Source organism: Variovorax sp. Sphag1AA (assembly GCF_014192575.1).
In the GTDB taxonomy this organism is placed as follows: Bacteria; Pseudomonadota; Gammaproteobacteria; order Burkholderiales; family Burkholderiaceae_C; genus Variovorax.
In genome coordinates this window covers 725,214-751,288 of the sequence record NZ_JACHYC010000001.1, presented here as the reverse complement: position 1 = coordinate 751,288, position 26,075 = coordinate 725,214, and the positions used below count along the sequence as shown (strand labels likewise).

Annotated in this window: 29 protein-coding genes and 1 pseudogene; 6 read left to right on the top strand and 24 right to left on the bottom strand. The window is 61.8% G+C overall.

Annotated elements, in window-relative coordinates; all coding sequences use genetic code 11:
- Positions 1–19: 19 nt before the first annotated feature.
- Positions 20–289 (top strand): hypothetical protein, encoded by a 270-nt coding sequence (locus FHW64_RS03720; RefSeq protein WP_184523165.1) that lies wholly within the window; start codon positions 20–22, stop codon positions 287–289.
- A 203-nt stretch (positions 290–492) separates the two neighbouring features.
- Here the strand turns inward: FHW64_RS03720 and FHW64_RS03715 are convergent, their stop codons facing one another.
- The 6 genes from FHW64_RS03715 to FHW64_RS03690 all read right to left on the bottom strand — a co-directional run bounded on the left by FHW64_RS03715 (position 493) and on the right by FHW64_RS03690 (position 4,220).
- Positions 493–837, bottom strand: coding sequence for an RNA-binding protein (locus FHW64_RS03715; protein WP_184523163.1), 345 nt, complete (start codon positions 835–837; stop codon positions 493–495).
- A 528-nt stretch (positions 838–1,365) separates the two neighbouring features.
- A complete protein-coding gene (locus FHW64_RS03710) occupies positions 1,366–1,605 on the bottom strand; it encodes a hypothetical protein (RefSeq protein WP_184523161.1) in 240 nt (79 codons plus the stop codon).
- 98 nt (positions 1,606–1,703) lie between these two features.
- Complete coding sequence (locus tag FHW64_RS03705) at positions 1,704–1,934, bottom strand: MbcA/ParS/Xre antitoxin family protein (protein WP_184523159.1); 231 nt, start codon at positions 1,932–1,934, stop codon at positions 1,704–1,706.
- Positions 1,935–2,308: 374 nt separating this feature from the next.
- Complete coding sequence (locus FHW64_RS34810) at positions 2,309–2,791, bottom strand: HAD domain-containing protein (RefSeq protein WP_184523157.1); 483 nt, start codon at positions 2,789–2,791, stop codon at positions 2,309–2,311.
- Between the two features lie 24 nt (positions 2,792–2,815).
- Positions 2,816–3,298 carry a hypothetical protein gene (locus FHW64_RS03695; protein WP_184523155.1) on the bottom strand — a complete coding sequence of 161 codons (483 nt, stop codon included), beginning with the start codon at positions 3,296–3,298 and terminating at the stop codon, positions 2,816–2,818.
- Between the two features lie 22 nt (positions 3,299–3,320).
- Positions 3,321–4,220 carry a hypothetical protein gene (locus tag FHW64_RS03690; RefSeq protein ID WP_184523153.1) on the bottom strand — a complete coding sequence of 300 codons (900 nt, stop codon included), beginning with the start codon at positions 4,218–4,220 and terminating at the stop codon, positions 3,321–3,323.
- 324 nt (positions 4,221–4,544) lie between these two features.
- Between FHW64_RS03690 and FHW64_RS34195 the strand changes: the two genes are divergently transcribed.
- On the top strand, positions 4,545–5,072 hold the full coding sequence (locus tag FHW64_RS34195) for a helix-turn-helix domain-containing protein (protein ID WP_260303688.1): 528 nt from the start codon (positions 4,545–4,547) through the stop codon (positions 5,070–5,072).
- Between the two features lie 822 nt (positions 5,073–5,894).
- Here the strand turns inward: FHW64_RS34195 and FHW64_RS03675 are convergent.
- The 4 genes from FHW64_RS03675 to FHW64_RS03660 all read right to left on the bottom strand — a co-directional run bounded on the left by FHW64_RS03675 (position 5,895) and on the right by FHW64_RS03660 (position 10,904).
- On the bottom strand, positions 5,895–7,604 hold the full coding sequence (locus FHW64_RS03675) for a hypothetical protein (protein ID WP_184523151.1): 1,710 nt from the start codon (positions 7,602–7,604) through the stop codon (positions 5,895–5,897).
- Complete coding sequence (locus tag FHW64_RS03670) at positions 7,605–8,630, bottom strand: glycosyltransferase family 2 protein (RefSeq protein ID WP_184523149.1); 1,026 nt, start codon at positions 8,628–8,630, stop codon at positions 7,605–7,607. It lies immediately after the preceding gene.
- A complete protein-coding gene (locus tag FHW64_RS03665; RefSeq protein ID WP_184523148.1) occupies positions 8,627–9,175 on the bottom strand; it encodes a GtrA family protein in 549 nt (182 codons plus the stop codon). The genes FHW64_RS03670 and FHW64_RS03665 overlap by 4 nt, the downstream gene beginning before the upstream one ends.
- Positions 9,176–9,446: 271 nt before the next feature.
- Positions 9,447–10,904: an NCS1 family nucleobase:cation symporter-1 gene (locus FHW64_RS03660; RefSeq protein ID WP_184523146.1), complete on the bottom strand. Its 1,458-nt coding sequence runs from the start codon at positions 10,902–10,904 to the stop codon at positions 9,447–9,449.
- A gap of 98 nt (positions 10,905–11,002) precedes the next feature.
- Here FHW64_RS03660 and FHW64_RS03655 point away from each other — a divergent pair.
- Positions 11,003–11,700 (top strand): annotated as a pseudogene (locus FHW64_RS03655) (YceH family protein).
- Here the strand turns inward: FHW64_RS03655 and FHW64_RS03650 are convergent.
- On the bottom strand, positions 11,697–12,644 hold the full coding sequence (locus FHW64_RS03650) for an adenylate/guanylate cyclase domain-containing protein (RefSeq protein WP_184523144.1): 948 nt from the start codon (positions 12,642–12,644) through the stop codon (positions 11,697–11,699). The pseudogene FHW64_RS03655 and the gene FHW64_RS03650 sit on opposite strands and share 4 nt — an antisense overlap.
- A gap of 381 nt (positions 12,645–13,025) precedes the next feature.
- On the opposite strand from FHW64_RS03650, the gene FHW64_RS03645 reads away from it, so the two are divergent.
- On the top strand, positions 13,026–13,283 hold the full coding sequence (locus FHW64_RS03645) for a hypothetical protein (RefSeq protein ID WP_260303621.1): 258 nt from the start codon (positions 13,026–13,028) through the stop codon (positions 13,281–13,283).
- Between the two features lie 57 nt (positions 13,284–13,340).
- On the opposite strand, the gene FHW64_RS03640 is transcribed toward FHW64_RS03645, so the two are convergent.
- The 8 genes from FHW64_RS03640 to FHW64_RS03605 form a co-directional block, all read right to left on the bottom strand.
- On the bottom strand, positions 13,341–14,270 hold the full coding sequence (locus tag FHW64_RS03640) for an LD-carboxypeptidase (RefSeq protein WP_184523140.1): 930 nt from the start codon (positions 14,268–14,270) through the stop codon (positions 13,341–13,343).
- On the bottom strand, positions 14,267–15,343 hold the full coding sequence (tadA, locus tag FHW64_RS03635; RefSeq protein WP_184523138.1) for a tRNA adenosine(34) deaminase TadA: 1,077 nt from the start codon (positions 15,341–15,343) through the stop codon (positions 14,267–14,269). Before tadA ends, FHW64_RS03640 begins: the two co-directional genes overlap by 4 nt.
- Positions 15,333–15,560, bottom strand: a complete 228-nt coding sequence (locus FHW64_RS03630; protein WP_184523136.1) for a hypothetical protein — start codon at positions 15,558–15,560, stop codon at positions 15,333–15,335. Before FHW64_RS03630 ends, tadA begins: the two co-directional genes overlap by 11 nt.
- A gap of 1 nt (position 15,561) precedes the next feature.
- A complete protein-coding gene (locus FHW64_RS03625) occupies positions 15,562–16,206 on the bottom strand; it encodes an FMN-binding negative transcriptional regulator (protein WP_184523134.1) in 645 nt (214 codons plus the stop codon).
- Between the two features lie 44 nt (positions 16,207–16,250).
- A complete protein-coding gene (locus tag FHW64_RS03620; protein WP_184523132.1) occupies positions 16,251–16,955 on the bottom strand; it encodes an ankyrin repeat domain-containing protein in 705 nt (234 codons plus the stop codon).
- A gap of 5 nt (positions 16,956–16,960) precedes the next feature.
- The gene (locus tag FHW64_RS03615) at positions 16,961–17,470 is read right to left on the bottom strand and encodes a heme-binding protein (RefSeq protein ID WP_184523130.1); all 510 of its coding nucleotides are present in this window, start codon (positions 17,468–17,470) and stop codon (positions 16,961–16,963) included.
- Positions 17,471–17,602: 132 nt separating this feature from the next.
- Positions 17,603–18,226 (bottom strand): response regulator transcription factor, encoded by a 624-nt coding sequence (locus FHW64_RS03610; protein ID WP_184523128.1) that lies wholly within the window; start codon positions 18,224–18,226, stop codon positions 17,603–17,605.
- Entirely contained in the window at positions 18,223–19,704 is a 1,482-nt protein-coding gene (locus tag FHW64_RS03605; protein WP_184523126.1) for a sensor histidine kinase, read from the bottom strand. Before FHW64_RS03605 ends, FHW64_RS03610 begins: the two co-directional genes overlap by 4 nt.
- Positions 19,705–19,796: 92 nt before the next feature.
- On the opposite strand from FHW64_RS03605, the gene FHW64_RS03600 reads away from it, so the two are divergent.
- A complete protein-coding gene (locus tag FHW64_RS03600; protein WP_184523124.1) occupies positions 19,797–20,861 on the top strand; it encodes a DUF72 domain-containing protein in 1,065 nt (354 codons plus the stop codon).
- Between the two features lie 3 nt (positions 20,862–20,864).
- Here the strand turns inward: FHW64_RS03600 and FHW64_RS03595 are convergent, their stop codons facing one another.
- The 4 genes from FHW64_RS03595 to FHW64_RS03580 all read right to left on the bottom strand — a co-directional run bounded on the left by FHW64_RS03595 (position 20,865) and on the right by FHW64_RS03580 (position 23,369).
- Positions 20,865–21,635, bottom strand: a complete 771-nt coding sequence (locus FHW64_RS03595) for a class II aldolase/adducin family protein (RefSeq protein ID WP_184523123.1) — start codon at positions 21,633–21,635, stop codon at positions 20,865–20,867.
- Positions 21,636–21,747: 112 nt separating this feature from the next.
- Positions 21,748–22,311, bottom strand: a complete 564-nt coding sequence (locus FHW64_RS03590) for a hypothetical protein (RefSeq protein ID WP_184523121.1) — start codon at positions 22,309–22,311, stop codon at positions 21,748–21,750.
- Between the two features lie 285 nt (positions 22,312–22,596).
- The gene (locus FHW64_RS03585; protein WP_184523119.1) at positions 22,597–22,950 is read right to left on the bottom strand and encodes a hypothetical protein; all 354 of its coding nucleotides are present in this window, start codon (positions 22,948–22,950) and stop codon (positions 22,597–22,599) included.
- Positions 22,951–22,997: 47 nt separating this feature from the next.
- Positions 22,998–23,369 carry a hypothetical protein gene (locus FHW64_RS03580; RefSeq protein WP_184523117.1) on the bottom strand — a complete coding sequence of 124 codons (372 nt, stop codon included), beginning with the start codon at positions 23,367–23,369 and terminating at the stop codon, positions 22,998–23,000.
- Positions 23,370–23,485: 116 nt separating this feature from the next.
- Between FHW64_RS03580 and FHW64_RS34805 the strand changes: the two genes are divergently transcribed.
- Positions 23,486–23,938: an OmpA family protein gene (locus FHW64_RS34805; RefSeq protein ID WP_409350594.1), complete on the top strand. Its 453-nt coding sequence runs from the start codon at positions 23,486–23,488 to the stop codon at positions 23,936–23,938.
- Between the two features lie 138 nt (positions 23,939–24,076).
- Here the strand turns inward: FHW64_RS34805 and FHW64_RS03570 are convergent, their stop codons facing one another.
- Positions 24,077–26,059, bottom strand: coding sequence for an acetyl-CoA carboxylase biotin carboxylase subunit (locus tag FHW64_RS03570; RefSeq protein WP_184523113.1), 1,983 nt, complete (start codon positions 26,057–26,059; stop codon positions 24,077–24,079).
- Positions 26,060–26,075 lie beyond the last annotated feature (16 nt).

Here is a 26,075-nt window from a genome sequence, read left to right as displayed (position 1 = left end):
CGAAACGTGGAAGGACAATATGACCGATTCCGACAATGGCTCCGAACGTTCTTTCGAAGGACGCTCATTGACCATAACTCTACGCCCGGGCGAGCGAGTCCGGCTGCCTAGCGGGCGCACGTGTCGCATCGAGATCCATGACGAGATGACCGGCCCGGAGTCGCAGTTCGTCACTCGTACCGAGGATGACCCCATGATCGCTGCTGGCGCCGGGACCGTCACCATTACGATCCTCGATGAGCCAGAAACGCTCGCGCGAGACGATGGCACAAAGCCCACTGGAGTTTGAGATGGTGATCACGCGGACTGCTTTGGCCGTCCAGGGCGCCGGAAAAAAAGCAGGACGCGGAAGGGGTTCCCAAGGCGACAGTGTTCAACCGCGTCGCGACGGCCGAGTGCACCGAGACCGCTCGTTCGCAACTCCGAGAATAGGAGCCAGGAAGGCGCAAGAAAAGCTCCGAGGGAGCTTCCTTGTCTGATGCGCCGGTGCGCTCAGTATCCGCCGCGGCCACCGCCGCCACTGCGATTGCCGCCGCCGTAGCCGCCGCCGCGACTACCACCGCCGTAGCCACCGCCTGCGGGACGAGGCTCCATGGGGCGGGCCTCGTTCACCGTCAGGTTGCGACCGCCGAGCGAACGACCGTTGAGACCTTCGATGGCCGCCTGCGCTTCCGCGTCGGAGCCCATCTCGACAAAGCCAAAACCCTTGGAGCGATCGGTATCGCGCTCCATCATGACCTTGGCGCTGGCGACGGAACCGTACGCGCCGAATGCCTGTTGAAGATCGTTGTCGCGCACGGAGTAGGCGAGGTTGCCTACGTAAAGTTTCTTGCCCATTGAGGAACCCTGTTCAAACAAAAAAACGAAGCGGGGAGTCCCAGAGTCACAACAAACATGCGCTGTGGCGCGAAACCAGCCGATCGCCGGAAAACGAACCTGCCCTTTAAATGGACCGGTCCGCCCGCTATTGTCGTTCAATGGGCGCCCCGACGGAAAGATGGCCTCACTTGGTCGCCCATGTGGCATGTAGCGCCGGGTTGCCGTCTGGAACTGGCTCTCCCGTTGCGCCACCCGAGCCTGTGAGATGCTTTGACGAACATCTGCTTCGAATGAAGGGCGGAGGGCGGCTTAGGGCACGGAGCCGCAATGCGCAGTCGCTTCGGGGAAGGTCGGAAGCGGGCCCCGAAGCTGACGGCCCGCGAGGCACCTCTGAACTACCGCACACGCCGCGAAGCAGGCTGACGAGTGCCGAATCCTGGCTGTAGGACACAGCCAGTCAGGGGAGTTAGCAACTGGCACTAGCCTGTCCTCGAACCTGTGCCAAACAGCTTTTCCAAGCCGTGGTCCGGGGGCACTCCTCCTAAGTCAACCTGTGGTGCCGGTTGGGGCAAGCCAAGCGACTAGGCCTGCGCACCATAGCCCGTCGCGTTTGAAGTCGATGTTCTGCTCCTCGAGCCATTGCTTGTATTCTTCGTTAAATACTTCGCGCCGAACGGACTGCTCAAAACCTTCGGACGCCATGCAATGGTGCGTGCTCTCGGCTATCGCACGCACGTTCACGGGTGCCAGAGAGATCGCATGCATCGGTTCGTCGCTGTGCGCCATGAGGAATATTGTTGTTCACAGCGATTGCAGACCGCAAGCAGCGAGTGCGGGTTCGCCGCTCGGGTGCAGAGTGGCGTGGGCAGAGCGAGGCCCTTGAGCTATGTGTAGACCCCGTGATCGATCCGCACAAGGTATACCCTCACGGCTTCGACGCCGAGCGGCGTGTCGAGTAGATCGATGGGTCTTTGGCCATCCAATCCGAGGGCGGGTGCGGCCAGCCACTGCAGCGCGGCAGCACGACTTCCAAGAACGGATTCTGCAAGCGTCGCAATCTCGCGTGCCGCGCGGTTCAGTGTGGATCGGGTTTTCGTCTTGGCCACGTCGCCCATGGTAGTCGCTCGCAGCGCGCACAGCCAGTGGCGAGCCCGACTGCGGAAGCCCAGCCAGAGAACCGAACGCCAACCGCGACTGGCAATTGGCCACACATCAATCGCTGTGGCCGCGCGCGATAGCCAGAAGCTCTATTTCGTCATCCTCGGTGTCTTGCCGCGCAGGTCCGGATGCCAATCCCTCCTCGATCAAGACTCGGATTCGTCGAGCGGCGTTGACGCGGAAAGGTGTCTTCTGCTCCAGCGCGCCGGCGGCCCGATCTCTCAATACCTCGCCAGCACATTCCGTTGCTTGGCGTCGCTCGCGCATTGTCATCTGGTGCTCTCCCTCGCAGACGGCTCATTCGTCGCGTCAGCCTGAAGCCCACTGTTCGTCACCTCGGGCCTCCGGGATCCCCCACAGAGCTGGAAGGCGACGGATCTGTCGCGACCAACCATTGTTCGATTTCCGAACGCACTTTTGGGTCTGCGAGTCCGAGGGCGGGGTTACAGATCACGGCCTTTCCGGGCTCAAAGAGCTGGGCTTCGTCATCGATTCCCAGCCAGATCGCAGCCGGCGCATGCTCCTTCAGCCATGCCTCGCACTCTCGTTGCCGATGCCACTGGCCCCCCTCAGCTCGAAGCACGGGTGTGTCGCCAATGACTCGTTGACGCAAGCCGTGCGGAAAGGCGCTCAGAGCGCTATCAACGGAACGCATGACGCGCCATGAACTTGAGATGACCAGTCGGACGTCTGCATGGTCCTGAAGCAGCTTTTCGAGGTGCGGCAAGTGGACCAACTGGTCCTCAGACAAGCAGTTGGGACGATGAAGGACTCCATCGAAGTCCAGAAACAAGATGCGAATCACAGTGTTCATGCTGATCTATGCGGGCATCCGCGGTCAGTCGGCGCTGAGCACCTTGTTCAGCCACTTGAAGAACGCCTGACGTGTTCCTTGGCCCGGGTACTGGTGGGCTTGGCATAGCGTCATGAGATAGCCGTCGTAAGCAGCTGTCTCAGCCTGAGCGCCGCACACGATGCATGAAGTCTTCGTGCGCAGCTCGGCCTCATCGACGATCGCGTCGATGGCTTCCGCCATCGGGTCGCCTCGACGGGTGGGTGTTTTGACCGTTGTGACACTTTCGCTGACTTGAACGTCGACGATGGTGCGCTTCGAGGTCCCGAGCTGGTAGTAGAGCCTGGCGCCGCCGAACTTCTCCTTGATCTGCATCCAATGAAAGTCACGCTTGTCCACCAGAACCGCGTCGATTCGTTCGCACGCGTCGGCCAGGATCGGAAGCCAGCCGCGGTACGACTCGTATCCGATGTTCTCGCCTTCGAACTGGTAGGGAAATCGGTGTTGGAGTTCATCCATCGAGATCATGCGAGTTCCTTCGTGCCAGTGGTCAAGGACAGGTCAGCTGCGCGTGGAAATGTCTCGCGGCGCTGCGCACCTGCCGCAGTGCGCCCTCCTTGAGCGCCTCGAGCGGCGACCGCCCGGCCAAGGACGGCCAACGTCTTTGGAAAAAGTACATCTTGTAAGCGCCAGAGAGGTCGCCGAGGATCCTGCACACCGCCCCGAGCTTTTTGCGGTCAAGGCTCGCATCCGCATAGAAGGCGGGGTAGAACTTGTCGTCGTCGAGTTCGACCGCAAACAGACGACGCGCTCGCACGGCGCCACTCAGCGCACGTTTGGTCAGACTCGTCGCCTTAATGAATTCAGAGGCCTCGAGGAGAACACCGTCTCGCACCAGCGCTCTTAAGGGGTCTTGCCCCTCGCGCCGCGGCTCCGGACCGATGTCCTCGCGCACCTCGAGACCGACCGTCGAACCGTCCTGGGGCTGGGGTACGGCGACCTCTCCGATCGCGGCCACCGCTGAAGATTCACAAGGGATTTTTTCCGCCAGTGCGTCGATTTCTTCGAGCAAACCTTCAATCTGCGATTGGTAGCGACGTCCGTCCCACGCGAGCAGGTTGAACGCCTCATCAAGGCTGGCGATGTGCAAACGGATCTCGGCCACGTCCTTTTCAAGCTTTGCGACTTTGCCCTGCATGCTTGCATCGGGCACGGCCTGGCCGTTCGATGCAGTGACCTCCTCGGGATCGTCCGCCACGGCAACAAGGCTCCTCAGGTCTTCTTGGGTCGGAAAGTTCGCCAGCGCGAACTCCAGCTCCGCCAAGATTCTCCGTAGCGGTGCGTTCATCCGTCCGGGACGCTGGCGAATCACACGAACCAGGTCCTTCAGGTAGTCGCCCGCTATCAGCAGTGCGCCCATTCGCTCCAGCATGATGTTGAGGTCGGTCATCGGATCTTCCTGCCTGTATTCAATGCAGAGGGTTCACACCTATGCAGCACTCGATTGGAGGGCGCGGCGGTCTTTTCGGCAGATACTGTCTTTTTGACCTTAACTTCGCGTCAGGGTCACAACCGGCCGCCTGCCGCAGCCCCACCTTCACCTTTCATCGCAACTCCAGCCACATGTTCTGATGTTAATCATATCCCGTGTATTTAGAGAGGGTGGAGTTAATTTAGGTGGCGATCTTAAGCGTGGTGTTTTACGAGCAGCGACGCGAGCATTCGCGCGATGAACTCAGGGACGGGCCAAGTTGGCGAAGAAGATCACGTGAAGATGCTAGCGACGGCTATTCGCAAGGGGCGCATGGACCTGGAAATCACACAGGAAGATTTCGCCAGACTTGCGGGCATCGACCGGGGCTACATGGGCGGCATCGAGCGAGGTGAGCACAATCTCACCTTCGCCAAGCTCATGGTTGTGCTCGCGGGCCTAGGAGCGCATCCAAGTGAGTTCTTCCGTGACTTCCGGCTCCGCGACCTTCGAGGCCCCGATCATGCGGTTAGACAGGTCACGCTACCCGCAGTGCTCATGAAGGACGCAACCGATCGCGAGATCCTTGGTGCGGCCGTACGTGCCGAACGTCAGCATGCGGGCTTCACGCAGGAAGGGTTTGCCCGTCACGCGGGCTTGGCGCGCAGCTACATGAGCGGACTCGAGCGTGGCGAGCGAAACCCCACGTTCACGCAGTTGGTTCGCATCCTTGAGGCGTTGGCTGTTCAACCGGGCGACTTTTTCCGGCACTTTCCTGATTCCCGCAAGATGCCAAGAAGGCGGCGAAGCCAGCGTCAGGCGGAGGATTGACACGTTGCAAGCCATGCATTGGCAAGTTCTTTCGATCTGAATAGCGCGGTAGAGCACCTGCGTCTGGAGGTTCCGCCTCAGTCAACGGGTGACCCGTCGTCGCAGGAGATTCGGAAGTTCTCTGCTGAAGCTGGAAGCAGATTTCTATCTTGGCGAGAGAAGTTCATTGGCGATTCGCAAGATTGCCTCCCCTTCCCGCCCGAATCCACGCCTCCTGTTCGGCAGGTTTCTATGTTCGCCCTTCGGTCAGAGGTTTCGCAACTTGTCTTTTTCTTGAGCCGGGCTGCCAAATCTACCAACTGAATTTGCTAACTCATTGATTCAAAAGAACTTTCTCGAGTTGGCATTTGCTGTCTGCTGACTTCTGGCCACTGCTCAAACCCGAGCGGCTGATCTCGCTGGAAAGTACGGATCAGGATCGACACAATGAGCTCGGTCGCGGACCGGTGTGCGGCCTGGCACCGCCCGGCGCAATGCAAAAGTGCTGCGTGTGCTCGTCCCGGCAAGCACGGCGGATATCGAGCGCCTCATGTCCAAACTGCGGCGACCGCGGTCGCAAGTCTGACAGCCGCCTAGGTACATGCGGCGCTGAAACGCAATGACTGAACCGGCGCTCGCTGGCCCCGTGACGCTGAGTGCCGCATGACTCAGACTTCTTCTTTGGGCGGAGGCCTAACGTGACGGACTGCGACGCAACCGTCGCTGCCAACCCCGACCTGTCTCGCGAAATCGCGAGACGCGAAGCTCGAAGAGAGTTTCGGGGACCGCTTCACCTGGAACTGCGGCTGCCCTCCCCTCAGTCTCCCTCTCTCTGTCCAGGCCTCAAGGCGTGGGCCGGGCAGCAGCAGTATTTGAACAATTGGCTGTCGGAGAGTCTTTCCAGACGCGCGGGCCGCGCCAAAGGGAGTAACCGTCACCGTCGCGAATTTCAGTCCCTCCGGTAACTTTCAGCTTCTCCTTGATAGCCATATCCGTTGGATCGTTCTTCAGGTAGTACAAAACGTCTCCTTCAGCGCATGCCCAGCTAGGCCTATCCAGCCAATCAGGAGTGAAAATTTCCCCGTCTTTAAACTTGAGATTTTGCGCGTTGACATCCTCGAGTACCGTATTGAGCGGCATCATCCTCCAGAAATTCGCGCCATATACGTTTCGAGTTTTAGTTTTCTTGAGATATTCATCGATTTGTTGAACAGCCTCAGGTGGATTCAGTTCTATGTGAGATCTGATTACATCCTCGTAAGGCGTTTCGTATCGATAGCGGGTTTCTTTCGAGTTGAAAACGCCCTGAGGTCCCTGGAAATTCCAATTTCGAGCAATCAAGTCAATGAACCAGGATGAAAAAAACAAAGTCAACAACAAAATAATGACGCCTGAAAATCTTGCCGTTACTCTTTTCGCGATCAGGTCATAGATTGCCGCGAGAAAGCAGAATCTCATCAGAAAAACTGCCCATAGGTAGTGGCGAGAAGAGTTCGGATTCAGTGCTGCGACCGCGCAGGCGCCGACAATCATTCCCAATGTGGCGGCTAATAAAACAAAGTGATTAGGACGGCCGTTGGGCTCGATACTCGAGCGAAATCCATTTGCAATTCTTTTGTAAGAAAGTGCTGCCAGCTTCAGCACGCCCCATAGGGCAAAAAGGATAAAGCAAAAATACAGCAGGCGTCCAGATGCAAAGGCAATGGAGCCAAAAAATGATAAATCTCCTTGTCCGACCGCTTTCCAATGTGAAATCGATTCGAGCGCTTCGCGACTCGTCACCCTAAGGTGAGGCACCAGCATATTCAGTGGGGTTAGCGCAATCTTGCTGGAGTAGTCCAGGGAAATTGGACGGAGTCTGGTTAGCAGATTGTTTGCAGCATAGGCCAGCAAGAAGGTGGTAGACGTGCCGACGGCAGCTGCTGGCAGAGCCTTCACGTCAGCAACCAAGGCAATTGCAATGGCAACTGGCACAAGCACCAATAGTCCTCTGATCGGCGACTCTGAAGTGATCAGAAATAAGCAAGCGCACCCGATAAGCAGGAAGAGTTTATTTTTATCCTCAATCCATCGATAAGTCAGAATGACGAAGCCCAGTGCAAGAACGGTGTTTGCCAAGTGTGATTGCTGCCCAAGAACATAGTCGATGTCCCAAATTCCAAGAGGAATGAGCAAAAGGATTGAAAATAGCAAGCCTTTTTTCTGCGATCTAAAGTGCACAGATAAAAGACAAGCCAGCACAGCCCCCCAGAAGGCAATGCTCAATGAGGACCCAACTAAAAATGCCTCATACGCCGAAAAATTCAGCAGCATGGCCAGGGCAATGAATGGACTCGATCGCAAGAATATCAGCTGATTTCCATAGTGAAAATCTTTCGGCAGAAGCGAGCCTTCATCCAGGATCGCCTTGCCTAGTATCTGCATCGTGGCCGCATCCCCATTGAAGTAGTGGGGAAAGAACCATTGGTGGTGAATGTACCCAATTCCAAACGCTAGCAACGCGGCGATGCACAGAAGCAGAAAGGGGTTTATGTTTCTTCCTGGAGTCGTCATTTACTCGGCCTCGACGACCCGTTGGTCAAATGGTTGGCGAGGTTGACGTCTTGAGTCAGTTTCGAAACGTTCGCGAAATGCGCCGCCGTCAAGCATGTCAATATGAAATCGTGGACGCCCCTTGCTTTCCATGTATATCTTGGCGATGTACTCGCCGATCACACCCAGGCTGAGCAACTGAATGCCGCCTAGAAAATACATTGGAACTACAGTTGACGCCCACCCGGGCAGGGCCTGGTTGAATACTATCTTTGTCAAGAGTCCCCAGAACGCCAGTCCGACGCTTATGATTGATACGATAAAACCGATCGTTGTTATCAGCCTCAATGGAGCCACTGAAAAGGAAGTAATTCCTTGCCAGGCAAAGGCGAGCATTTTCTTTAAGGGGTATTTTGATTCGCCGGCATAACGCTCACGTCGATCGTATTCGACCACCGCACTCCGGTAGCCCAGCAACCGGACCAAGCCACGCAGAAAGAGGTTCACTTCACGGTACTCTGACAAGGCCTCAAGAGCGCGGCGGCTCAGGAGGCGGTAATCAGCGTGATTGAAAACGATGTCGACTTTCATCGCCGCCATGAGCTTGTAGTAGCCTTCAGCGGTAATTCGTTTGAAAAAAGTGTCGGTATCGCGTCGATTGCGGACGCCATAGACTATTTCGCAGCCATTTCTGTAGTGGCGCACCATTTGCGGGATGACCTCCAGGTCATCCTGGAGGTCGGCATCAACGCTGATTAGCATGTCGCCCGGTGCAGTCATCAATCCGCATAGCAATGCTTCCTGATGCCCACGATTTCGCGAGAGCTTAATCCCGTTGACTTCTTCATGAGAATTCAAGAGCTCTGTAATGACCGCCCAAGTATTGTCTCGACTTCCATCGTCAACGAAGAAAATCGCGCTCCGCTCACTGACCAGGTTTTCGCTACGCATGCGAGCAAGCAGGGAAATTAGTCGGGCAGCCGTCTCGGGCAGCACTTCCTCTTCATTGAAGCAAGGGATGACGAGGCCGAGATTGGGAGTGGTCATAGATTGCGATCTTTATTGGCAAAAGTCCAAATTGCGTTGAGAAAATAATTCCAGAGCACAACGACGACTGTCGCAGCCACCTGACTCAGCGCTGGCAGCAAATGAAGATATATGCCAAGGGACAGAACGGACTGATTGATGCCCAGCCCTGTCAAAGAAATGATGAGAAAGCGAGGAAAGCTCTTCGTGTGGTCGTGCCCCCCGCCGAAGGTAAACCGAGAATTTGCCCAATAGTTGTAAAACATACTCAGCACATAACCAATGGCCGAGGCGGCAGTAAAGGAAATACTTGTCAAATGGACTGCGCCGCCTATTACCAGGTAATGCAATGCCGTGGCGGTTCCACCCACAAGTAAAAAACGGACAAAACTACGTTTGCCAATCTGCATTGTGCAAATATTCATGCATGGCTTGTCGCTCCTGTGATCGATACGGGTGGAGTTCAACTTGCTCTCGTCGCCCAGGATGGTTTGCTCATCGTTGATCTCTGAGGTGGCACTGTCCGTTTGAAACCGACTGCGGTGGAGATTTGCTGTTTGTTGCACATTGTGCCCGCCAGATCAGGCTGCTGTCTCGATGGCTAGCAGCGACTCGAAGTACGCGCTGTCCGGTGTGTTGCCATCATGCGCGGCGCAAGATGCCTCCCGTGCTCACCTATCTCACAGGTTGATGGGCTGGCAAAAAGATTGCCTCGAGAGCAGTGAATTGGGGGGCAGCTCTCTCTGTTGAAGGTCGCTGGCTTGCCGTAGCGCCTAGATTGCCGCAACGCGAGAGCGCGCAGACGGAGTTCCGTTGTCGAACGCTCCCGGCCTCCGCTCAGGCGTGCGCGGTCGCAGCCGCCGTGCGTGGGCGCAGCGTGGCCATCACGAGGTACACACTGCCGCCAACCGCCACGCCGATGAACCAGCCATAGATGTTCCACCAGGCCGGAAGCAGGTTCGTGAAGTTGGGCAGGAATGTCGAGAACAGGCTGCCGACTCCGGTCGCCACCAGTGCATTGACGTTCCAACCGCCCTCGTAGCGATACTCGCCATGCTCCTGATAGAGCGCCGCCACGTTGATGTTGCTTTTGGCAATGATGTAGTAGTCCACCAGGATCACGCCCAGGAGCGGGCCCATCGTGGCGCCGATCGCGTTCACGAAATGGGCCGCGTTGCCCTCCCACGGCGCGAAGGGATAGAGCACGAGCGCGATCAACGCGGCGATCACGCCACCCCGCTTGAAGCTGATCGCCTTGGGAAATGTGTTCGAGATGTCGAACGCGGCAGACACGAAGTTGGCCACGACGTTGATGCCCAGCGTGGCAACCGCGAATGTGATCGCCGCGATCAGGGCGAGCACCCAGCTGTCGAACTTGGCCGAGATCTGCTCGGGATGCAGGAGCACTTCGCCGTAGACCTTGAAGGCCGCGATCGTGGTGACGCCGGCGACCAGCGAAAAGGCGATCAGGTTGATCGGCAGGCCCCACAGGTTGCCTGTGCGCACGGCCTCCTTGTTCTTCGCGAACCGCGAGAAGTCGCAGAAGTTGAGATAGAGCGCCGCGAAGTAGGTGATCCACGTGGCGCCGACCGCCATCAACGCCCAGAAGGAGCCAGGCTCCCCGGACACGCCGACGTCCTTGGTTTTTTCGAGCAGCACATCCATGGGAATGCCGTGCTCGAACGAGAAGCCGCCGGCCTTGACGCACAAGCCGATTGCCAGGATCAGCATCGCGATCCAGACCGCCGGGCCCGCCCAGTCCTGGAACCGGCGAACCGTCTCCATGCCTTTCTGGATGATCAGCAGTTGCAGCCCCCAAACCACGACGTAGCAGATCACTTCGAGCCCTGAGTGCCCGAGGAAGTGCACGTTCTTGTGGAACTCGAGGATCGCGTCGTTGCGGATCAGCAGCGCAACCACTGCGCTTGCGGCCGCGGCGGTTTGCGCCCCGTACCAGAAGCAGGCCACCACAGCCCGCACCATGGCCGCTAGGTTGGCGCCCCAAACGCCGAAGGAGGCGCGAGCCAGAACGGGATACGGCACGCCCGTTTTCTCGCCGGCATAGCCGATCAGGTTCATCAGCGCGAAGATCACCAACGAGCCGAGCCCGATGGCCAGGAGGAAATTGACGAAGCTGCCGCACAGCAGGAACAGGCTCGCTGCGAGGTAGTAGCCCCAGAGGCTGTGCACGTCCGAAGTCCAGACGTTGAAGATGCTGAAGGCGCCCCATCGACGGTCCCTCGCGGGTGCCAGATCTTCGTTGTAGAGGCCTGGGGAAGGGTTGCGGATCTCCATGGCGGTCTCCTCATGGCTATCTCGGCGGACACTAACATGTCCGCACCATCTTGGGGAGACCCCATCAGCACGCCGCTTGGCCTTAGCATTGCGCCCACATCTCGCGGACCCCGCGACGCATCCAATCCGAATTCATGTCCAGCCTTCGAGCCCTCTCCCCTCTTGAAACCCGCGTACTCGGCGTCCTCTCAGAGAAGCAGCGCACGGTTCCCGATAGCTATCCGCTCACCCTCAACTCGCTGGTGGCGGGCTGCAATCAGAAGACGAGCCGCACCCGATCCTGGACGTCTCCGAGGCCGAAGTGCAGGAGACGCTCGACAGCCTCAAGTCCTTGAGCCTGGTGACGGAGTCGAGCGGCGGGCGGGCGTATCGCTACGCGCACAACGTCGATGGCGTGCTGCGGATTCCATCGCAATCGATCGCCCTGCTCACAGTGCTGATGCTGCGTGGGCCGCAGACGGCGGGCGAACTCCGCATCGCGACGGACCGGATGCACAACTTCGCGGATATCTCGTCTGTCGAAGCTTTCCTCGATGAATTGGCCGAGCGGCCCGCAGGCGGCCTTGTCATCAAGCTACCTCGCCTGCCTGGAGCGCGCGAAAGTAGATGGGCCCACCTGCTCAGCGGCCCCCCCGCGGAAGATGCGCCTGCAGCCATACCTGCTAGCGACGATGTGTCGCTGGGCGAAGTGGCCGCATTGAAGGCCAACGTGGCCCGTCTGGAGGCCGAGCTTGCCGCGATGAAGGCCCTGGTCGGCCGTATCTGCTCGGAGCTCGGGATCAGCGACGCTTCCTAGCGGAGGTCGCGGCGCCCGAGCAGCACGTTGCCGCCGGTCGTGTTGAAGGAAATGGTCGGCGCGCTGAAGTCGCTCAACGGGGCCCCAAGGCCGATTTCACCGCTGCCATGCAGCACGCATTCGTCGCGCCGCAGCGCAATCTCACCGCTCGCGCCCGCGGTGCCGTGGAAGCGCACCCAGGTGCCATACGTGCTGACGTCCACGAGAACGCAGCTGCCATGCCGCGATTCGATCCGGGCGTGCAGACGCGAAACGCGCGGGTCGTTGACGACGAACTGCGCTTCGTCGACCCGGCCCAGATGGATCGGCAGGTCTTCGACACGGAACAGCGTGCGCACGTCGAGCCAAGCCAACTCGATCTGGCCAAACGACGAATCCGGCCCGCGCGCGGACGGGACCAGAGATGCCGGCATCGTCAGGAACTCGGACACCTCGTCCTGCCAGTCGATGCGATGGACGATCGGCATCTCGTTCTTGCCGCGGATGTTGATCGGACCGAGGCTGCGATGGCGCACCTCGCCTTCGTGCAATTGCTCGATCACCGACTCGGTGGCCCAGATCTGACCGGGGCCGGCGAGGTCGCTGAGGCGGGAGGCAAGGTTGACGGCGTCGCCATAGCAGTCGCCATCGACTTCGACGACCTCCCCGCTCGCAACGCCGATCTGCAGTTCCATGCGCAGCGGCGTTGGCCAGGTCTGAAGGCGCTTCTGGTGGTTTCGCTGCAGCTCGAGCACCGCGCGCGTCGCCGTGATGCCATTTCCGAAAATGGCGAACACACCGTCGCCAAGAGACTTCACGACACGGCCGCCGTGGGACTCGCAGACGCCCCCGATCCATTGCGTCAGCCGCGTCACCGTCTCGGTGGCGCGCGCATTTCCCATGGCCTCGAAGACCCTGGTACTCCCTGTCAGATCAGCGAAAACGACAGTCGAATTGACGCCCATGTTGTGCAGTTTTTGGTAGCCCTCGCTTGGGGATTATGGCAAAGCAGCATGAAAACACCGCCTCAAAGCATCAAATCGAGCGACTTGCGGGCGAACCCTGTTGCTTTTTCAATTAGTCACACCCGCCGCGAACACTTTCGTATTTAAAAGTAACACTTAGGTTTAACTTCTTAGGTCGACACTTCAACAGAAGCGTGAAGTATGTTGTTTTTAAACATGAAATGATGTTTCCACACTTGTGCGGCACTCGGGCGGGGCTTAACGTAGGCACCCATCAAGGCTTCCCTGGCAACTCGCCTCCTCGCAATGGTGTCCTTCAGCAGGTTCTTCCGCTTTCTGTCCTTCCCGGGACTCGGCTCGCGCCGTTCCGTGGATCGTCAGATGGGCCAGATCCGCACCGCAATGCTGTCGCTGCTGCAGGTTCACGGCGGTCATTCGGTTCAACGGGTTGCGCAACGCGTTCGTTTCGCCGGCGACCTGGAAGCCCTCTGGTACCTGCGCCAGGATGTGCTGACCGCCCTCAGCGCGGTTGATGGAGAAGTTGCAGCACGGCGCCAGATGCGCCAGATCAATCGCCTCTTCAAGGGCGGCCTGCCGCACACGATGGGGCCGCGAACCCATCAACGCATTACGAGCTGACAGGCTCCCAACAAAGCGCAACGAGGCCATAGGCCTCTTTTTTTTGCCTCGGCGCGCTCAGTGAGCGTGCCGATGCCCCCAGACCATGAAGACGTCGCGACCGTCGGCCGCGACTTCCACCTTCGCGCCTACCGGTAGCAGCACCTTCGTGGGCACATGGCCGAACGGCAAGCCGGTTAGCACAGGCGTCTTGATCAACTCACGCAGTCGCGCGGTCACCGTCTTCATGCCGAAGCCGCGATCGTGAGGAACCTTGCGAACGCCGGTGAAGTGCCCAAGGATCACCGCCTTCTGCTTCGCCAGGACACCGGCCTGACGGAGTTGGTCGAGCATGCGCTCCACGCGGTACGGATGTTCGTTGACGTCCTCGAGAAACAAGACGCCCTTGTCGATCGACGGGAAGTAAGGCGTTCCGAGCAGGCTGGTCAGCACGCAAAGATTTCCGCCCCAGAGCACCGCGCCATGGATACCGCGGAGCGGTGCCAGGTCGTCGGCGTCGCGGGCGGGCATGCGCCAGCCGGTGCCCTCCCCTTGCCCGTACAGCAGATCGTCGAAACAGGCTTCCATGATGTCGTCCGCGCCGTCTTCGGCACCGAAGTCTTCACCAACAGCGGGGCCCGCCCAGGTGACACTGCCCGTCTTCGCGAGCACGGCATTCTGGAACGCGGTGAAGTCGCTGAGGCCGACGAACTCGGTGCCATCGTGGATCGCCTTCGCCACCGCCTTGTACGGAATGGCATCGAGGATGCGCGTCAGTCCATAGCCGCCGCGCGAGATGAGAGCCACATCGGCACCACTGGCCGCGGCGCGCGTGATGGCGGCGATACGGGTCGCATCGTCACCTGCAAATCGCTGATGGGTGGACAGTGCGGCTTCATCGATTTCGACTTCGTGGCCAAGTGCCCGAAGCCGTTTGACGCCGCGCTTGAACGCCGCCTTGTCGCGCACTGCGCTCGACGGCGAATAGATGTAGATGTGCTTTTTCACGGGGCGAAGTATCCCATTGCGTCTTTCATGAGCCGTTCTGCTTGCGCCGCATCGGGACCGGATACGCGCTTCGGCGTGCGTCCCATGGCGCGCAGTGCGGCCTCGTGACCACGATCAGGAAAGGGCGCACGCCATGCATCGGCGACGTTTTCACCCGCGTCGGGCGCAGGCATCACGTGCAGAAAGCGCGACGGCGCAGCTGAGGCCAGCAGCGATGCGAGTGCGGCACCGCCAGCGCTGTGAACAAGCACCACGGGCCCTGGAGAGACCCGGTCGAGCCATTCCAGCAAAACGTCGCGATGCCAGTCCAGTCGATGAACGTCCTCGCGCTTGGGCTTGTCGCTCATGCCGAACCCGATCAGGTCCGGCGCCAGGACGCGCGCATCGTTCAGGCGGGCGACGTGGCGGAAGAGGTAGCTCCACTCGCCGGGGCCGTGGATGCACAGCACCACCCGCTCCGAATGCTTTGGACCTTCATCGAGGAAGTGCATCCGCCACCCCTGAAGGGCCGGCAGATCGCTTACGTAGTTCGCTTCAAAGGTGTAGTCCGGGAGAGAGGCAAAGCGTTCGCGCGGCGTGCGCAGCGCGTTGTCTCGCAGCGGTTCGGCAGCCATGCGGGCTTCGTTGCGGCGGTCCTGGAAAAAGGACTGCAAGAGTGCCTGACACTCCTGCGCGAGCACACCGCCCTCCACAGACGTGTGGTGATTGAGCTGCGAGGAAGCGAACAGGTCGACCACCGAACCGGCCGCGCCGGTCTTGGGGTCGGCGGCACCGAACACGACGCGCTTGAGCCGCGCATGAATCATTGCGCCGGCGCACATCGGACAGGGTTCCAACGTGACGAAGAGTTCGCAGCCGTCGAGCCGGTAGTTGCCGAGTGCCGCGCCCGCAGCGCGCAACGCATTGACTTCCGCATGCGCGCTCGGATCGTGCTGCGCCACGGGCGAATTGCTTCCCACCCCAACCAGCACGCCATCCTTCACGACCACCGCACCGATCGGCACTTCGCCGGCATCGCCCGCGCGGCGTGCTTCGGCCAGCGCAAGCTGCATCCAGTGCGCGTCAGTTGTCATCCGGCACCGGACGCCGCTGTTGCGCGGCATCGAGCGATTGCTTGATCTGCTCCTGGATCTGCCGGCTTTGCGCCCGAACGTCACCCGCCGGTGCTTCCGTGGTCGCCTGAGCGCCCGACGGCAATACCGGCGCGACGGCCGAGCTCATCTGCTTTTTCGCCAGCACGCCGACAACGAGCAGCGCGAGCACGAGTCCGATCAGTCCGACGACGCGCATCTCAGTTTTCTCCGACGGGTGCCGGGGCAACCTGCATGCCCAAACGCTCCATCCAACCCGCCAGTGCGCGCTCGTCGGGTGAACCCTCGCTGTACACCGAATGCATCGCGACATGCGATTCCTTGCGATGCTGATTCAGCTTGATCTTGCATTGCAGCGCGGTGATGCGCAGTTCGAAGCCCACGATGCCGGCCAGCATCTTGTGCTGGAACTCCTCGCCCAGATCGCGCCACTGCTGCGCATAGGCGGGCTCGTGCTGGCCGATGAGGCGCTTCAGCAGCGCGTCCTTTTCGTCCGGCGTTTCGATCAGGCGGGCCTCGACCGTGCAGTGCACCGCGAGGTAGTTCCACGTCGGAACACGGGCGAGATCGGGATAGACCGACGGCGACAGATAGGCATGCGGTCCAAGAAAGGAAGCCACCGCCTTGGGTCGCGCCTGAAGGTGGCGCCAGTGCGGATTGGGTTTGGCGCAATGCCCCAACAGCGACCAGCCGTCCTCCCCTCGATCGTCCAGCACCAGCGGCAGGTGCGTGATGAAAGGCAGGCCCTCGTCATCGGTCGAGACGAGGCTGGCAAAGGGGTACGAACGCATCAGTTCCACGGCGACCTCGCGGTCGGTGGAATTGAACTGGGGAGGCATGTACATGGGCGGGTCCTGTCTCAGGAATCGCCCGATTGTGCTCGACCGCGCTAGCGTGCGCCCGCGGTTTTCAGCTTTTCGACCATCGCCTCGAAGCCTCGCGACTTGGCGAGTTGCAGCGGTGTGTTGCCCTGTCGATCCGCGAGCTGCGTATTGGCGCCGGCATCGACCAGCGCAACCAGCGTGCGTTGATGACGCGGGCCGCCGTCGCCGAGGACGATCGATTCGATCAACGCGGTCCAGTGGAGGTTGTTGACGTGATCGAGCGGCGCACCGGCGCGGATCAGCATGCGAACGACTTCGTCGTGCCCGAGGTGCGCCGCCGCGATGAGGGCCGTGCCGTCGTAGCGGCTGGTGGTCTGCCCCGCCTTTGCGCCGAGAGAGAGCAGCAGCGACAGCGTCTGCGGATCGTCCGCGACCGCGGCGATGGTGACAGCGTCGTAGCGGTCGTTCTCGAAAAGATCGAGCTTCGCGCCAGCCTTGGCGAGCAGCGCGACGACTTCGCGCTGGCGGGCATAGGTCGCGACGTGCAGCGCCGTGCGGCCGTACGCGTCGCGTGCATCGAGATCGGCGCCGGCCGCGATCAGGGCCTTGGTCTTCACGACGTCGCCACGCCAAGCAGCCTGATGCAGGCCCTGATAAGCCTGCGCCTCAGCGGCGGAAGGCGGCACCTGCGCGATCGACAACGCCGGCGTCATCGCGACGAGCGCGCCGAGGACGACAGCCAACGAATGCCGACGGAGCAAGGTGCGCATTGCGATCAGCCCAGCTGCGCCTTGACCTTTTCGAGCGCTGCGTTGGCGCATTGCTCGTCCAGATGGCCGCCCGGTGCACCGCCAACGCCCACGGCGCCGATCACTTCATTGCCCGACTTGACCGGTACGCCACCGCCCAGCAGCAGGAAGCCGGGGATGTTGACCAGGTTGGCTGCGCCAGGATTCTTCTGCGCGTTTTCCATCATGGCCGACGTAGGCGCCTTGGCGGAAGCCGAGGTCCAGGCCTTGCGTTCGCTGGCACCCAGCGTGTGTGCACCCGCGTTGTCGGCACGCTGAACCGCACGCACGACGCCGGAGCGGTCGACGACCGTCGCGCTCACCGAGTAGCCGTTGGCGGCGCAGGCGGCCACGCTGGCGGCGGCGATCTGGTTCGCGAGTTCGAGCGACATGTTCTTTTCGGTACGCACGGCGGGTGCCGGGCTCTGCGCCTGGGCGGTCACTGCGGCGGCTGCGAGAAGTGCGGCGAGTGCGCCGAGGCGAAGGGACGATTGCATGAGGATCTCCGAAGGTTGTGGTTGCTTGGGGCCAGCGTTTCGCCAGCCGCCGGGCAACTTTAGGAGTCATGCCTCGGCAAAGGTATTCGTACGGCTACGCGCGCCGCTCCGTAGAACTACGGAGCGTGCTGCTCAGGCTTCGCCATCCACGAGCGCCGCATAGCGCCGGATCAGGCGCGCCAGCGAATCGCACTCCAGCTTGGCGAAGAGATTGGCTCGATGCGTCTCGACCGTCCGCGGCGACAACGCGAGCGTGCGCGCGATCTCCTTGTTGGTGAGCCCGGTGACGATGAAGCCCAGGACCTCGCGTTCGCGTTCCGACAGTTGCGCATATCGGTCCCGCGCCGCCTGGTCGGCCTGCGTGCGCTCGCGGGAGCGCACATGCTGTCGCACGGCCTGTTGGACGACTTCGAGCAATTGCTCGTCGTCCACCGGCTTTTCGAGGAACTCCGCCGCGCCGGCCTTGAAGGCACGCCTGCACATCTCCACCGTGCCATGGCCGGTGAGCATGATCACCGGCTGGTCGACGCCTTGCGCGATCAGCGTGTCCAGCACGGTGAGTCCGCTGATACCCGGCATCCGGACATCGAGCACTATCGCGCCAATGCTGTTGCGGTCGAAGCCTTCGATGAACGCCTGCGGATCGGACCAGGTCTGCGCACGCAGGCCCACCGTGCCGATCAGCAGCGCCAGGCTATCGCGCACCGCGCGGTCGTCGTCGATCAGATGAATGAGCGGGGATAGCGGCTCGTTCATGCGCCTGCCCTTTCTGCGCCAATGCCCGCCAATGGCAGCCGTAGCGTGAATCGCGCGCCACGCGGCGTCGCCTGCTCGGCGCCCAGGGTGCCGCCCATGCCGACGGCGAGTGTTTCGCACAGGCTGAGCCCGAGGCCCAGACCGCCCTCGCGCGTGCTGAAGAAGGGCTCGAAGATTCGCGGCAAGGCATCGGATGGAATTCCGCGTCCGCTGTCGGTCACGGTCAGCACTCCCTGTTTGCCGTGATTGCCGATCGACACCTGCAGACGGCGCTCTCCAACGGGCACGTCTTCGAGGGCCTGCAGTGCGTTCATCAAGAGGTTGTGCACGATCTGTTCGACCGCGACCGGCTCCGCCAGCACCACGACGGGCACGTGCACCGTGTCCTCCACGGTTGGCGTGACGGATCGCCGCGCGAACTCGGGCGCAAGCAGGTGCAGCGCGCCGCGCACCGCCTCTTGCACGACCACGGGCTGGGTGCTGCCGGACCGATCGGGCCGCTCGATCACCCGACGCAGGCGCCCCACCACATCCGCCGCACGGCGCGCTTGTTCGCTCGCCTGCTTCATCGCATCCCGCGCGGTGGCGAGCTCTGGTGGATCGTCGTCGAGCAGGCGCCGGGCTGCCTGCGTGTTGGCAAGAACCGCGGTCAACGGCTGGTTCAGTTCGTGCGCCATGCCGGCGGCGAGCTCGCCGAGCGCGTTCAGGCGCGCGACCTGCCCGAGACGCAGCAGGTCTTCCGCCCGGCGGCGTTCGATGCGCTGCCGCCTCAGGGCTTGCGCGCCACCGAGCACCACCGCGACCGCCAGCGCCCAGCCGGCCATCGCGCCCCACGGCAGCTCGCGCCACGACACATGGCGATCCGCGATGAGCTCGAAGCCCTGGCTCTCGGAAGCGAGCGTCTTGCGGAAATCGAAGCGCCATCCGCCAGAAGCATTGACGTCACCCGGCTGGACCACGAACTGCTGCCCGTCCTTGTCGAGCACAACGCGCACGGGACTGGTCTTCGGATCCATCGGCCAGTCGCGCCAGGGCACGGTGGCCGCGAGATCGACATCGATGAGGTAGCTGAGCGGCGCCGCGCCGATCATCAGCTTGTACCGCCCGCCTGCGAAATCGTCGGCCACGTACTCCGGCCGGCGCAACTCGCGCGAGCGGGCCTCGACGGCTGCCAGCTTTGGGTTCGGCCATGGAGCGCCGGCCTCGTGCCGCTGCACGGCCAGGATCGACGGATACACCGACGAAAGACGTCGCTCCGGCGCACCGCCCGGCGCGGGCTCCAGCAGCGCCAACGTGGCGAGTACCGCGTCGTACTGCACCACCTGCTGGCTCATCAGGCGATGCGCAATACGGCCGTTGACCTCGAAATCCTCCTGCAACTGCCGGACCTCGCCGCGCGCGATCCAGACCGCGCCGACGGTGGTAACCAGCAGCCAGGCGAGCCACCAGCCCCCTTGTGTGCGCAACCATTGCCTCATGGCGCGGATTGTGCCCGGCGCGTTCCGCGAAAATCGCGCCCCATGATGGTTTGGAGATTTCCCCTCGCGGCATCGCCCGAGTGAGGAAGGTCATGCAGAACTCGCTATTCGAAGACGTCGACGATTTCAAGGAGCCCGAGGAACCCTCGGCAGCATCCACGCCGAAGAAGCGCACGGGCGCGCGCGTGGCCAAGGTGCTCCCTGTATCGCCCGATCCGGCATTGCTGTTGCTCGCAGGCGAGCTGCCGCCGAATCTCCGGATCGGCACTTCGTCGTGGCACTTCCCGGGATGGAGCGGCATGGTCTGGGAAGGCGACTACGAACAGTCCGTGCTGTCGAAGCATGGCCTGGCCGCCTATGCGCAGCATCCACTGTTCAGCGCGGTGAGCATCGACCGCAGCTTCTACAAGCCGGTGACGGCCATCCAGTTCGCGGCCTACGCGGCCCAGGTTCCGGATGATTTCCGGTTCACCGTGAAGGCGCCCAGCCTCGTCGCCGACGCGATGGTGCGCGGGGAGGACGGGCGCGGCATGCAGGCCAATCCGGCCTTCCTCGATCCGGCACTGGCCGCCAGCGAATTCGTGCAGCCCGCGCTGGATGGGCTCGGGCACAAGATCGGCGCACTGGTCTTTCAGCTCAGCCCCCTGCCCGGCCCGATGCTCGCGCGCATGCCCGAGGTGCTGGAGAAGCTCGGAACGATGCTCCGGTCGCTGCCCTCGCTGCAGCCGATCGCACCCGATGGCGTGATCGCAGTCGAGGTGCGTAATCCGGAGTTCCTGACGCCCGCTTTTCGCGATGTGTTGCGGGATGCCGGCGCGACGTATTGCCTGGGACTTCATGCAAAGCTGCCGCCAATCGAGGCGCAGCTTCCGCTCCTGCGTGCGCTCTGGCCGGGGCCGCTGGTGTGCCGGTGGAATCTCAACCGGCTCCATGGCGCGTACGGCTACGAAGATGCGAAAGCGCTGTACGAGCCCTTCGACAAGCTCGTCGACATCGACCCGGAGACCCGGGCGACGCTCGCTCGCGCAATCGCCGGAACGATCGGCGCCGGCCAGCGTGCCTACGTGACCATCAGCAACAAGGCCGAGGGCTCGGCGCCGCAGACGGTGCAGGCGCTTGCCGAGGCGGTTCGCGCGCTGCTGCCCGCAAAGCGCTGACTTTCAGTCCACCAGATCCGGATCGCTCACGATGACCTCGTCCCACAAGGTCTGGAACGAAAGCCATCCAAAGGTCGAAGAGCCAAGCACCGACGCGAGCCACCGCGCATCTTCGGCGCGCCACTGGGTCGGCTTGCCGGCCGCCTCGGCCATGAGCTGCGCCTCGCAGCAACGGTTCATCAGCACGAACCACCACGCGGCCTCGTCGATGCTCTGGCCTGTCGTGAAGATGCCGTGGCCGGCATGGATCGCTACCTTGTGGTCACCAAAGCCGGCGGCGAAGTGCCTTGCGCCCTCAGGATCACGCACCACGCGCGGCTCGAGGATCAGCGCCTGGTTCTCGAAAAAAATGCACGCGTCCTGCGTGATGGGGTCCAGCAGTCTTTCGAACGACGACCACGTCGACGCATGCAGCGCGTGCGCGTGGCAGACCGCGTTGACGTCCGGTCGCGCCCGATGAACCGCCGTGTGCAGCAAGAGCCCGACCGGGTTGACCATGCCGCTGCCGCGAACGACCTTGCCTTCAGGATTGACCTGCACCAGATCCGACACCCTCACGTGATGCATGGCGACGCCGACCGGATTGACCCAGAAATGGTCGGGCAGCTCAGGGTCGCGCAACGTCACGTGGCCGAGCAGGCCCTCCGAGAACCCTCGCCGACCGAAGATCCTGCAGGTGGCAGCGAGCCGCTGCAGCGAATGCGTCCGCTCGGCTTCCTTGGTCTCGAAGCGCGGTGGGGTCCGTGTCACGAAGTTCTGAACGCCGAGCTGCACGATTGCTCCTTGAGGTCGTGGACGGCGTAGTGAATCAGATCGGCCCGGCTTCCGCAATGCTGACCTTGTGCGGTCGCGCGCCTGTGTGTTGCAGCGCTCTACCGCGCCTCTGCTATTTCGCCTGAAGCCCGACCTTGAACGCCTTCCGGGCTGCTTTGCCCAATGACTTTCTCAGCGCATCGCTTGTGTGATCGGTGGCTTCAAGGAGCCGGCCGAACTCCGCGTTGACCGCAGCCAGGAGCGCGCCCAGCTCAGCCGGCGACGCACTGAATCCGTCGTGTTCGCGCAGGCTGATCGGGCGGATGCATTGCTCGATGCAGACGTAGGCGCGATGAATGTCCTTGATGTCACCCATTCGGTCGGCGGCCTCGACGGCCAGTATCTGGGCAGGTGTTGCGGGGGGCCGCGCGGATGCGCGAAAGGATTTAGCCAAGCTTGGCCTCCAAGTGGTTTCAGTTTGCAGAAACCGACGCACTCGCTTCCAAACGAGGGCGGCAGCTCGACGGGTTGGAAGACCGGGAAACCACTTGCGTGAAACCGGCAGGGCTTGCGCCCTCCCGTCGAGCCGCCTAAACGAGGCACGAACGAAAAAGCCGCAGACCTTTGCGGTTGACTGCGGCTTTCGTCGCAGTGATTTCAGCGGGCTTCCAAACCCGATCACGCCTTTTTGTGACATGACCGGCGCAGTATAGCGACGGGTCTACAGCGGCTCAGCGCAAGACATCACCACCCTACCCGCATAGCCTGACGACTTTGCAGCCGGGGGGCGGGATGGAACTCAACGAAAAGGTCGTCGTTGTGATCGGCTGTAGGACCCACCCTGCTGTCCGCGAGCGAACATCGCATTGCAGGGTATGCAGCACTAGCGGACCGTCAGAGTGGTGCGTTCGACCGGCTGTTTCGCGCCCATTGCAGTCTTTCGGCTCGCTCCAAAGCCGCCACTATGAGCAACTAGCGTGGTTTATGCGTCAGGCGTTCGCTGACTTTGTGGATAGCCCACAGTGACGACGAGATCCGCCGCAACGATAGTCTTGAAGCCCCTTCCACGGGCCGTCGATTCGAGCGGCTCGCGGAAGTGAATCTCACCAAACTCGTCGCTCACATCGTTCAAGGCGTGCCCCATAGCGTTCAGCTTGCCGACGATCTTGTACATCACGGGCTTGATGATCTCCATGAGTTCACGCTGAATCTCAGCGTCCAGTTGCCCACACAAAGACCTGGAGTCTTCCGAACCCCAGCCCGCAGCGTCGAACGCTGCTTTAGAGAACCGCTCATCGATCACTTTTACCTCTTCGCAATCCAGGATTGATTGCACTCAACGTCCGCTGCTGGCCCGCAAGGCGCCCCTCCCGCAGGCGGCTATCAGCGCTGGGTTGCGCCGGCCAGTCGCCCTTTAATGAGTGTGTACTTTTCTGCCGATGTGTCTGCTAGTGCCGCGTCGCGCGTGGAGGGCGAGTCGTCGTAGGGAATTGGCTCGGCGAACTGGCTCGCGGTCAGGTCCCATTTCACGCCATCGATCACGTTGTAGAAGTGCGTTCCGCCAGAGGTCTTGGTGCTGAGAATGTCACCACCGAAGCAATCCTGCACGATCAACGACGTGATACTGCAATGATTCTGCGCAGGATTGGATGGCGACCATGCACCGGTCGGGCTCGACGTGTCAGCAGACCATACGCGAGCGATTGCACGGTACAGCTCAATTGGTGTTGCGAAGGGTTCGACTGCGGATGACATCTTGTTTGCCGTGGTTGCAAGGGGTCTGGTTCTGGCCCGAATGCTGCCACAGGTCGATGGGCACCAAAGCGCCCAGAGGCGTCGGCCGCTCAAAATCGGGAAGAACCTGAAGGAGAATGCCGCGCATGCGTGCAGCACACATCTCGCTTCTCTTTTCAGCATTCCTTTTGCTTGGGGACTCGAGTGCACAGTCGCAGGCCCCGATATATCACTCCCCTCCTATTGTTGACCTCCCGCCGGTGCCAGCATTCCGTTTTGCGCCGAACAACGCGACCCTCTCGCCGGACCAATTGGCCGATCTTCCCAACATAGCGTGCAACGCACAGAGACGTTCGCGTGTCCTCAAAATTCGTGCTCACGCCGGGGATGAAGAGACGGAGCCGACCGCGCTGGCTAGACAAAGGGCGGCAGCGGTCGTCTATGCGTTGGAGCAGTTTGGCCTTGATAGATCGCGGATTCTTGTAGAGCCGCCGGCGGTTGTGGCAAAAGGCGCACGAGAGGCTGGGGTGGCGCGCGTGCTGGTGATTGAGGCCGGCTACAGCGGTCCTCCCGGTTGCAGCGTGCGCTAGCCGGTGTGACCCGCGTCCGTCGAGAGATGGAGCCAGATTTGGTCGAATTCAGACATGCTGGTGAATGTCCGGTCTTGGCCGACTAGAGACGTTCAGACCGAGCAGCGCGAACGTAAGCGCTGGTTCGTGTTTCTTTCATCACCTGGCTCCTTCTTCTACGCTGGCTTCGATCTCAGCCACAACGCGGCTCGCTGCGACCTGCTCACCCGCCGCGACATGCACCGCGATGAGCCTGCCGCTCAGCGGCGCGGTATGGACGTGCTCCATCTTCATCGCCTCCAACGTGACGATCGGCTGGCCGGCCTGCACCATCTGCCCGACATCGGCCAACACCGCCACCACGCGTCCGTTCATCGAAGCGCGCAGCTTGCCGTCGCCGCCGCTTTCTCCCTGGCGCGCGGAAGCGGCGCGGGTCGTGTCGTCCACCCGGAGCGCAAGGCCGCGGTAGTGGATCAGCAGCGTGGCGCCGTCGCGGTGATAGGCGGCGCTTTCGAGCACGCCGTCGCAGGCGAAGCGGGCCGAGTCGTCAGTGAGCGCGACGAGCTCGATCGCGATGACCTTGCCATCGATGGTTACGCCGAAATGCCGGTGACTGCCCAGCGTCATGCTGGCGTTGTGCACCGCGCCGCCAAGTTCGAAGCGCAGCGAGATCGGCAGGTTGTGCGGCATGCGCCGGCCCGGAGAGTGATGGCGGCGGTCGCCAGTCGTCTCGTGCAACAGCATCGAGGCCAGCGCCCCTGCCCTTTCTCGCGCGGCCTTGTCTGGCGCCAACAGCGCCTCCTGGTGCTGGCCGATGAATGCCGTGGTGGCTCCGCCGGCCGCGAACACCGGGTGCAGCAGGCAACTGCGCAGGAACGCCTGATTGGTCGTGATGCCGAGCGCCACCGCATCCTCCAACCCCGAGGCGAGCTTGCGCCGGGCCTCGTCGCGGGTGCGGCCGTGGCTGATGATCTTCGCGATCATCGAGTCGTAGAACGGTGGCACCTCACTGCCCGAGCGCAGGGCATCGTCCACGCGGAGTTGCTGGGGCATTTGCCATAGCGCGACGGTGCCGCTTTGCGGCATGAAGCCCTTGTCGACGTCCTCGGCGCACAGGCGCACTTCGATGGCGTGGCCCGAGAAGCGAACCTCCTCCTGTCTGAGCGGCAGCGCCTCGCCGGCCGCCACGCGCAGTTGCAGTTCCACGAGGTCGAGCCCGGTGATCGCTTCCGTCACCGGATGCTCTACCTGCAGCCGCGTGTTCATCTCCATGAAGTAGAAGTTGCCTTCGCGGTCGAGCAGGAATTCGAGCGTGCCTGCGCCCTCGTAGTGGATCGCTTTGACAGCGGCGACCGCGGTCGCGCCCATGCGTTCGCGCAACTCGGCATTCACCGCCGGCGACGGTGCCTCTTCAATCAGCTTCTGGTGACGTCGCTGGACCGAGCAATCGCGCTCGCCGAGGTGGATGGCATTGCCGTGCCTGTCGGCGAAGACCTGGATCTCGATATGTCGAGGCTCCACGATGGCGCGCTCAAGGATCACCTCCGGATTGCCGAACGCGCTCTGCGCTTCGGAGCGGGCGCTGCGAAGCAGATCGCGGAATTCGTTGGCTGAAGGCACGAGCCGCATGCCGCGCCCGCCACCGCCCGCCGTCGCCTTGATCATCACGGGGAAACCGATGCGCGCGGCTTCCTGCGCGAGCCGGTCTTCGCTCTGGTCCTCGCCCTGGTAGCCGGGAATGCAGGGGACGCCGGCTGCATGCATCAGCGTCTTGGCCCCGGCTTTGTTGCCCATCGCGGCAATGGCCTCGGGCGACGGGCCGATGAAGACCAGTCCCGCGTCCTTGCAAGCCTGTGCGAAATCCTCGTTCTCCGCGAGGAAGCCGTAGCCCGGATGCACCGCATCGGCACCGCTGAGCTTCGCGGCCTCGATCAGCGCGGGAATGCGCAGGTAGGACTGCGCCGGCAGGGGCTCGCCGATGCACACTGCCTGATCGGCCTCTTGCACGTGGCGCGAGTGGGCGTCGGCGGTCGAGTAGACCGCGACGGTGCGATAACCGAGCGCCCGCGCACTGCGGATCACGCGCAAGGCGATCTCGCCCCGGTTGGCGATCAGGATCTTGTGGAAAGGGGTCGATGTCATGACGTCGGCCTCCGCG

Excerpts from the sequence above, each read along its gene's own strand:
- tadA (WP_184523138.1), bottom strand. The coding sequence starts at position 15,343 with ATGACAACTGACGCGCACTGGATGCAGCTTGCGCTGGCCGAAGCACGC.
- FHW64_RS03580 (WP_184523117.1), bottom strand. The coding sequence starts at position 23,369 with ATGTCATCCGCAGTCGAACCCTTCGCAACACCAATTGAGCTGTACCGT.
- FHW64_RS03695 (WP_184523155.1), bottom strand. The coding sequence starts at position 3,298 with ATGATCTCGATGGATGAACTCCAACACCGATTTCCCTACCAGTTCGAA.
- FHW64_RS03605 (WP_184523126.1), bottom strand. The coding sequence starts at position 19,704 with ATGAGGCAATGGTTGCGCACACAAGGGGGCTGGTGGCTCGCCTGGCTG.
- FHW64_RS34195 (WP_260303688.1), top strand. The coding sequence starts at position 4,545 with ATGCTAGCGACGGCTATTCGCAAGGGGCGCATGGACCTGGAAATCACA.
- FHW64_RS03720 (WP_184523165.1), top strand. The coding sequence starts at position 20 with ATGACCGATTCCGACAATGGCTCCGAACGTTCTTTCGAAGGACGCTCA.
- FHW64_RS03710 (WP_184523161.1), bottom strand. The coding sequence starts at position 1,605 with ATGGCGCACAGCGACGAACCGATGCATGCGATCTCTCTGGCACCCGTG.
- FHW64_RS03610 (WP_184523128.1), bottom strand. The coding sequence starts at position 18,226 with ATGAACGAGCCGCTATCCCCGCTCATTCATCTGATCGACGACGACCGC.
- FHW64_RS03630 (WP_184523136.1), bottom strand. The coding sequence starts at position 15,560 with ATGCGCGTCGTCGGACTGATCGGACTCGTGCTCGCGCTGCTCGTTGTC.
- FHW64_RS03705 (WP_184523159.1), bottom strand. The coding sequence starts at position 1,934 with ATGGGCGACGTGGCCAAGACGAAAACCCGATCCACACTGAACCGCGCG.
- FHW64_RS03650 (WP_184523144.1), bottom strand. The coding sequence starts at position 12,644 with ATGGGCGTCAATTCGACTGTCGTTTTCGCTGATCTGACAGGGAGTACC.
- FHW64_RS03690 (WP_184523153.1), bottom strand. The coding sequence starts at position 4,220 with ATGACCGACCTCAACATCATGCTGGAGCGAATGGGCGCACTGCTGATA.
- FHW64_RS03600 (WP_184523124.1), top strand. The coding sequence starts at position 19,797 with ATGCAGAACTCGCTATTCGAAGACGTCGACGATTTCAAGGAGCCCGAG.
- FHW64_RS34810 (WP_184523157.1), bottom strand. The coding sequence starts at position 2,791 with ATGAACACTGTGATTCGCATCTTGTTTCTGGACTTCGATGGAGTCCTT.
- FHW64_RS03570 (WP_184523113.1), bottom strand. The coding sequence starts at position 26,059 with ATGACATCGACCCCTTTCCACAAGATCCTGATCGCCAACCGGGGCGAG.
- FHW64_RS03675 (WP_184523151.1), bottom strand. The coding sequence starts at position 7,604 with ATGACGACTCCAGGAAGAAACATAAACCCCTTTCTGCTTCTGTGCATC.
- FHW64_RS03715 (WP_184523163.1), bottom strand. The coding sequence starts at position 837 with ATGGGCAAGAAACTTTACGTAGGCAACCTCGCCTACTCCGTGCGCGAC.
- FHW64_RS03660 (WP_184523146.1), bottom strand. The coding sequence starts at position 10,904 with ATGGAGATCCGCAACCCTTCCCCAGGCCTCTACAACGAAGATCTGGCA.
- FHW64_RS03590 (WP_184523121.1), bottom strand. The coding sequence starts at position 22,311 with ATGTCACAAAAAGGCGTGATCGGGTTTGGAAGCCCGCTGAAATCACTG.
- FHW64_RS03615 (WP_184523130.1), bottom strand. The coding sequence starts at position 17,470 with ATGCAATCGTCCCTTCGCCTCGGCGCACTCGCCGCACTTCTCGCAGCC.
- FHW64_RS03625 (WP_184523134.1), bottom strand. The coding sequence starts at position 16,206 with ATGTACATGCCTCCCCAGTTCAATTCCACCGACCGCGAGGTCGCCGTG.
- FHW64_RS03645 (WP_260303621.1), top strand. The coding sequence starts at position 13,026 with ATGGGCCAGATCCGCACCGCAATGCTGTCGCTGCTGCAGGTTCACGGC.
- FHW64_RS03670 (WP_184523149.1), bottom strand. The coding sequence starts at position 8,630 with ATGACCACTCCCAATCTCGGCCTCGTCATCCCTTGCTTCAATGAAGAG.
- FHW64_RS03620 (WP_184523132.1), bottom strand. The coding sequence starts at position 16,955 with ATGCGCACCTTGCTCCGTCGGCATTCGTTGGCTGTCGTCCTCGGCGCG.
- FHW64_RS34805 (WP_409350594.1), top strand. The coding sequence starts at position 23,486 with ATGCCGCGCATGCGTGCAGCACACATCTCGCTTCTCTTTTCAGCATTC.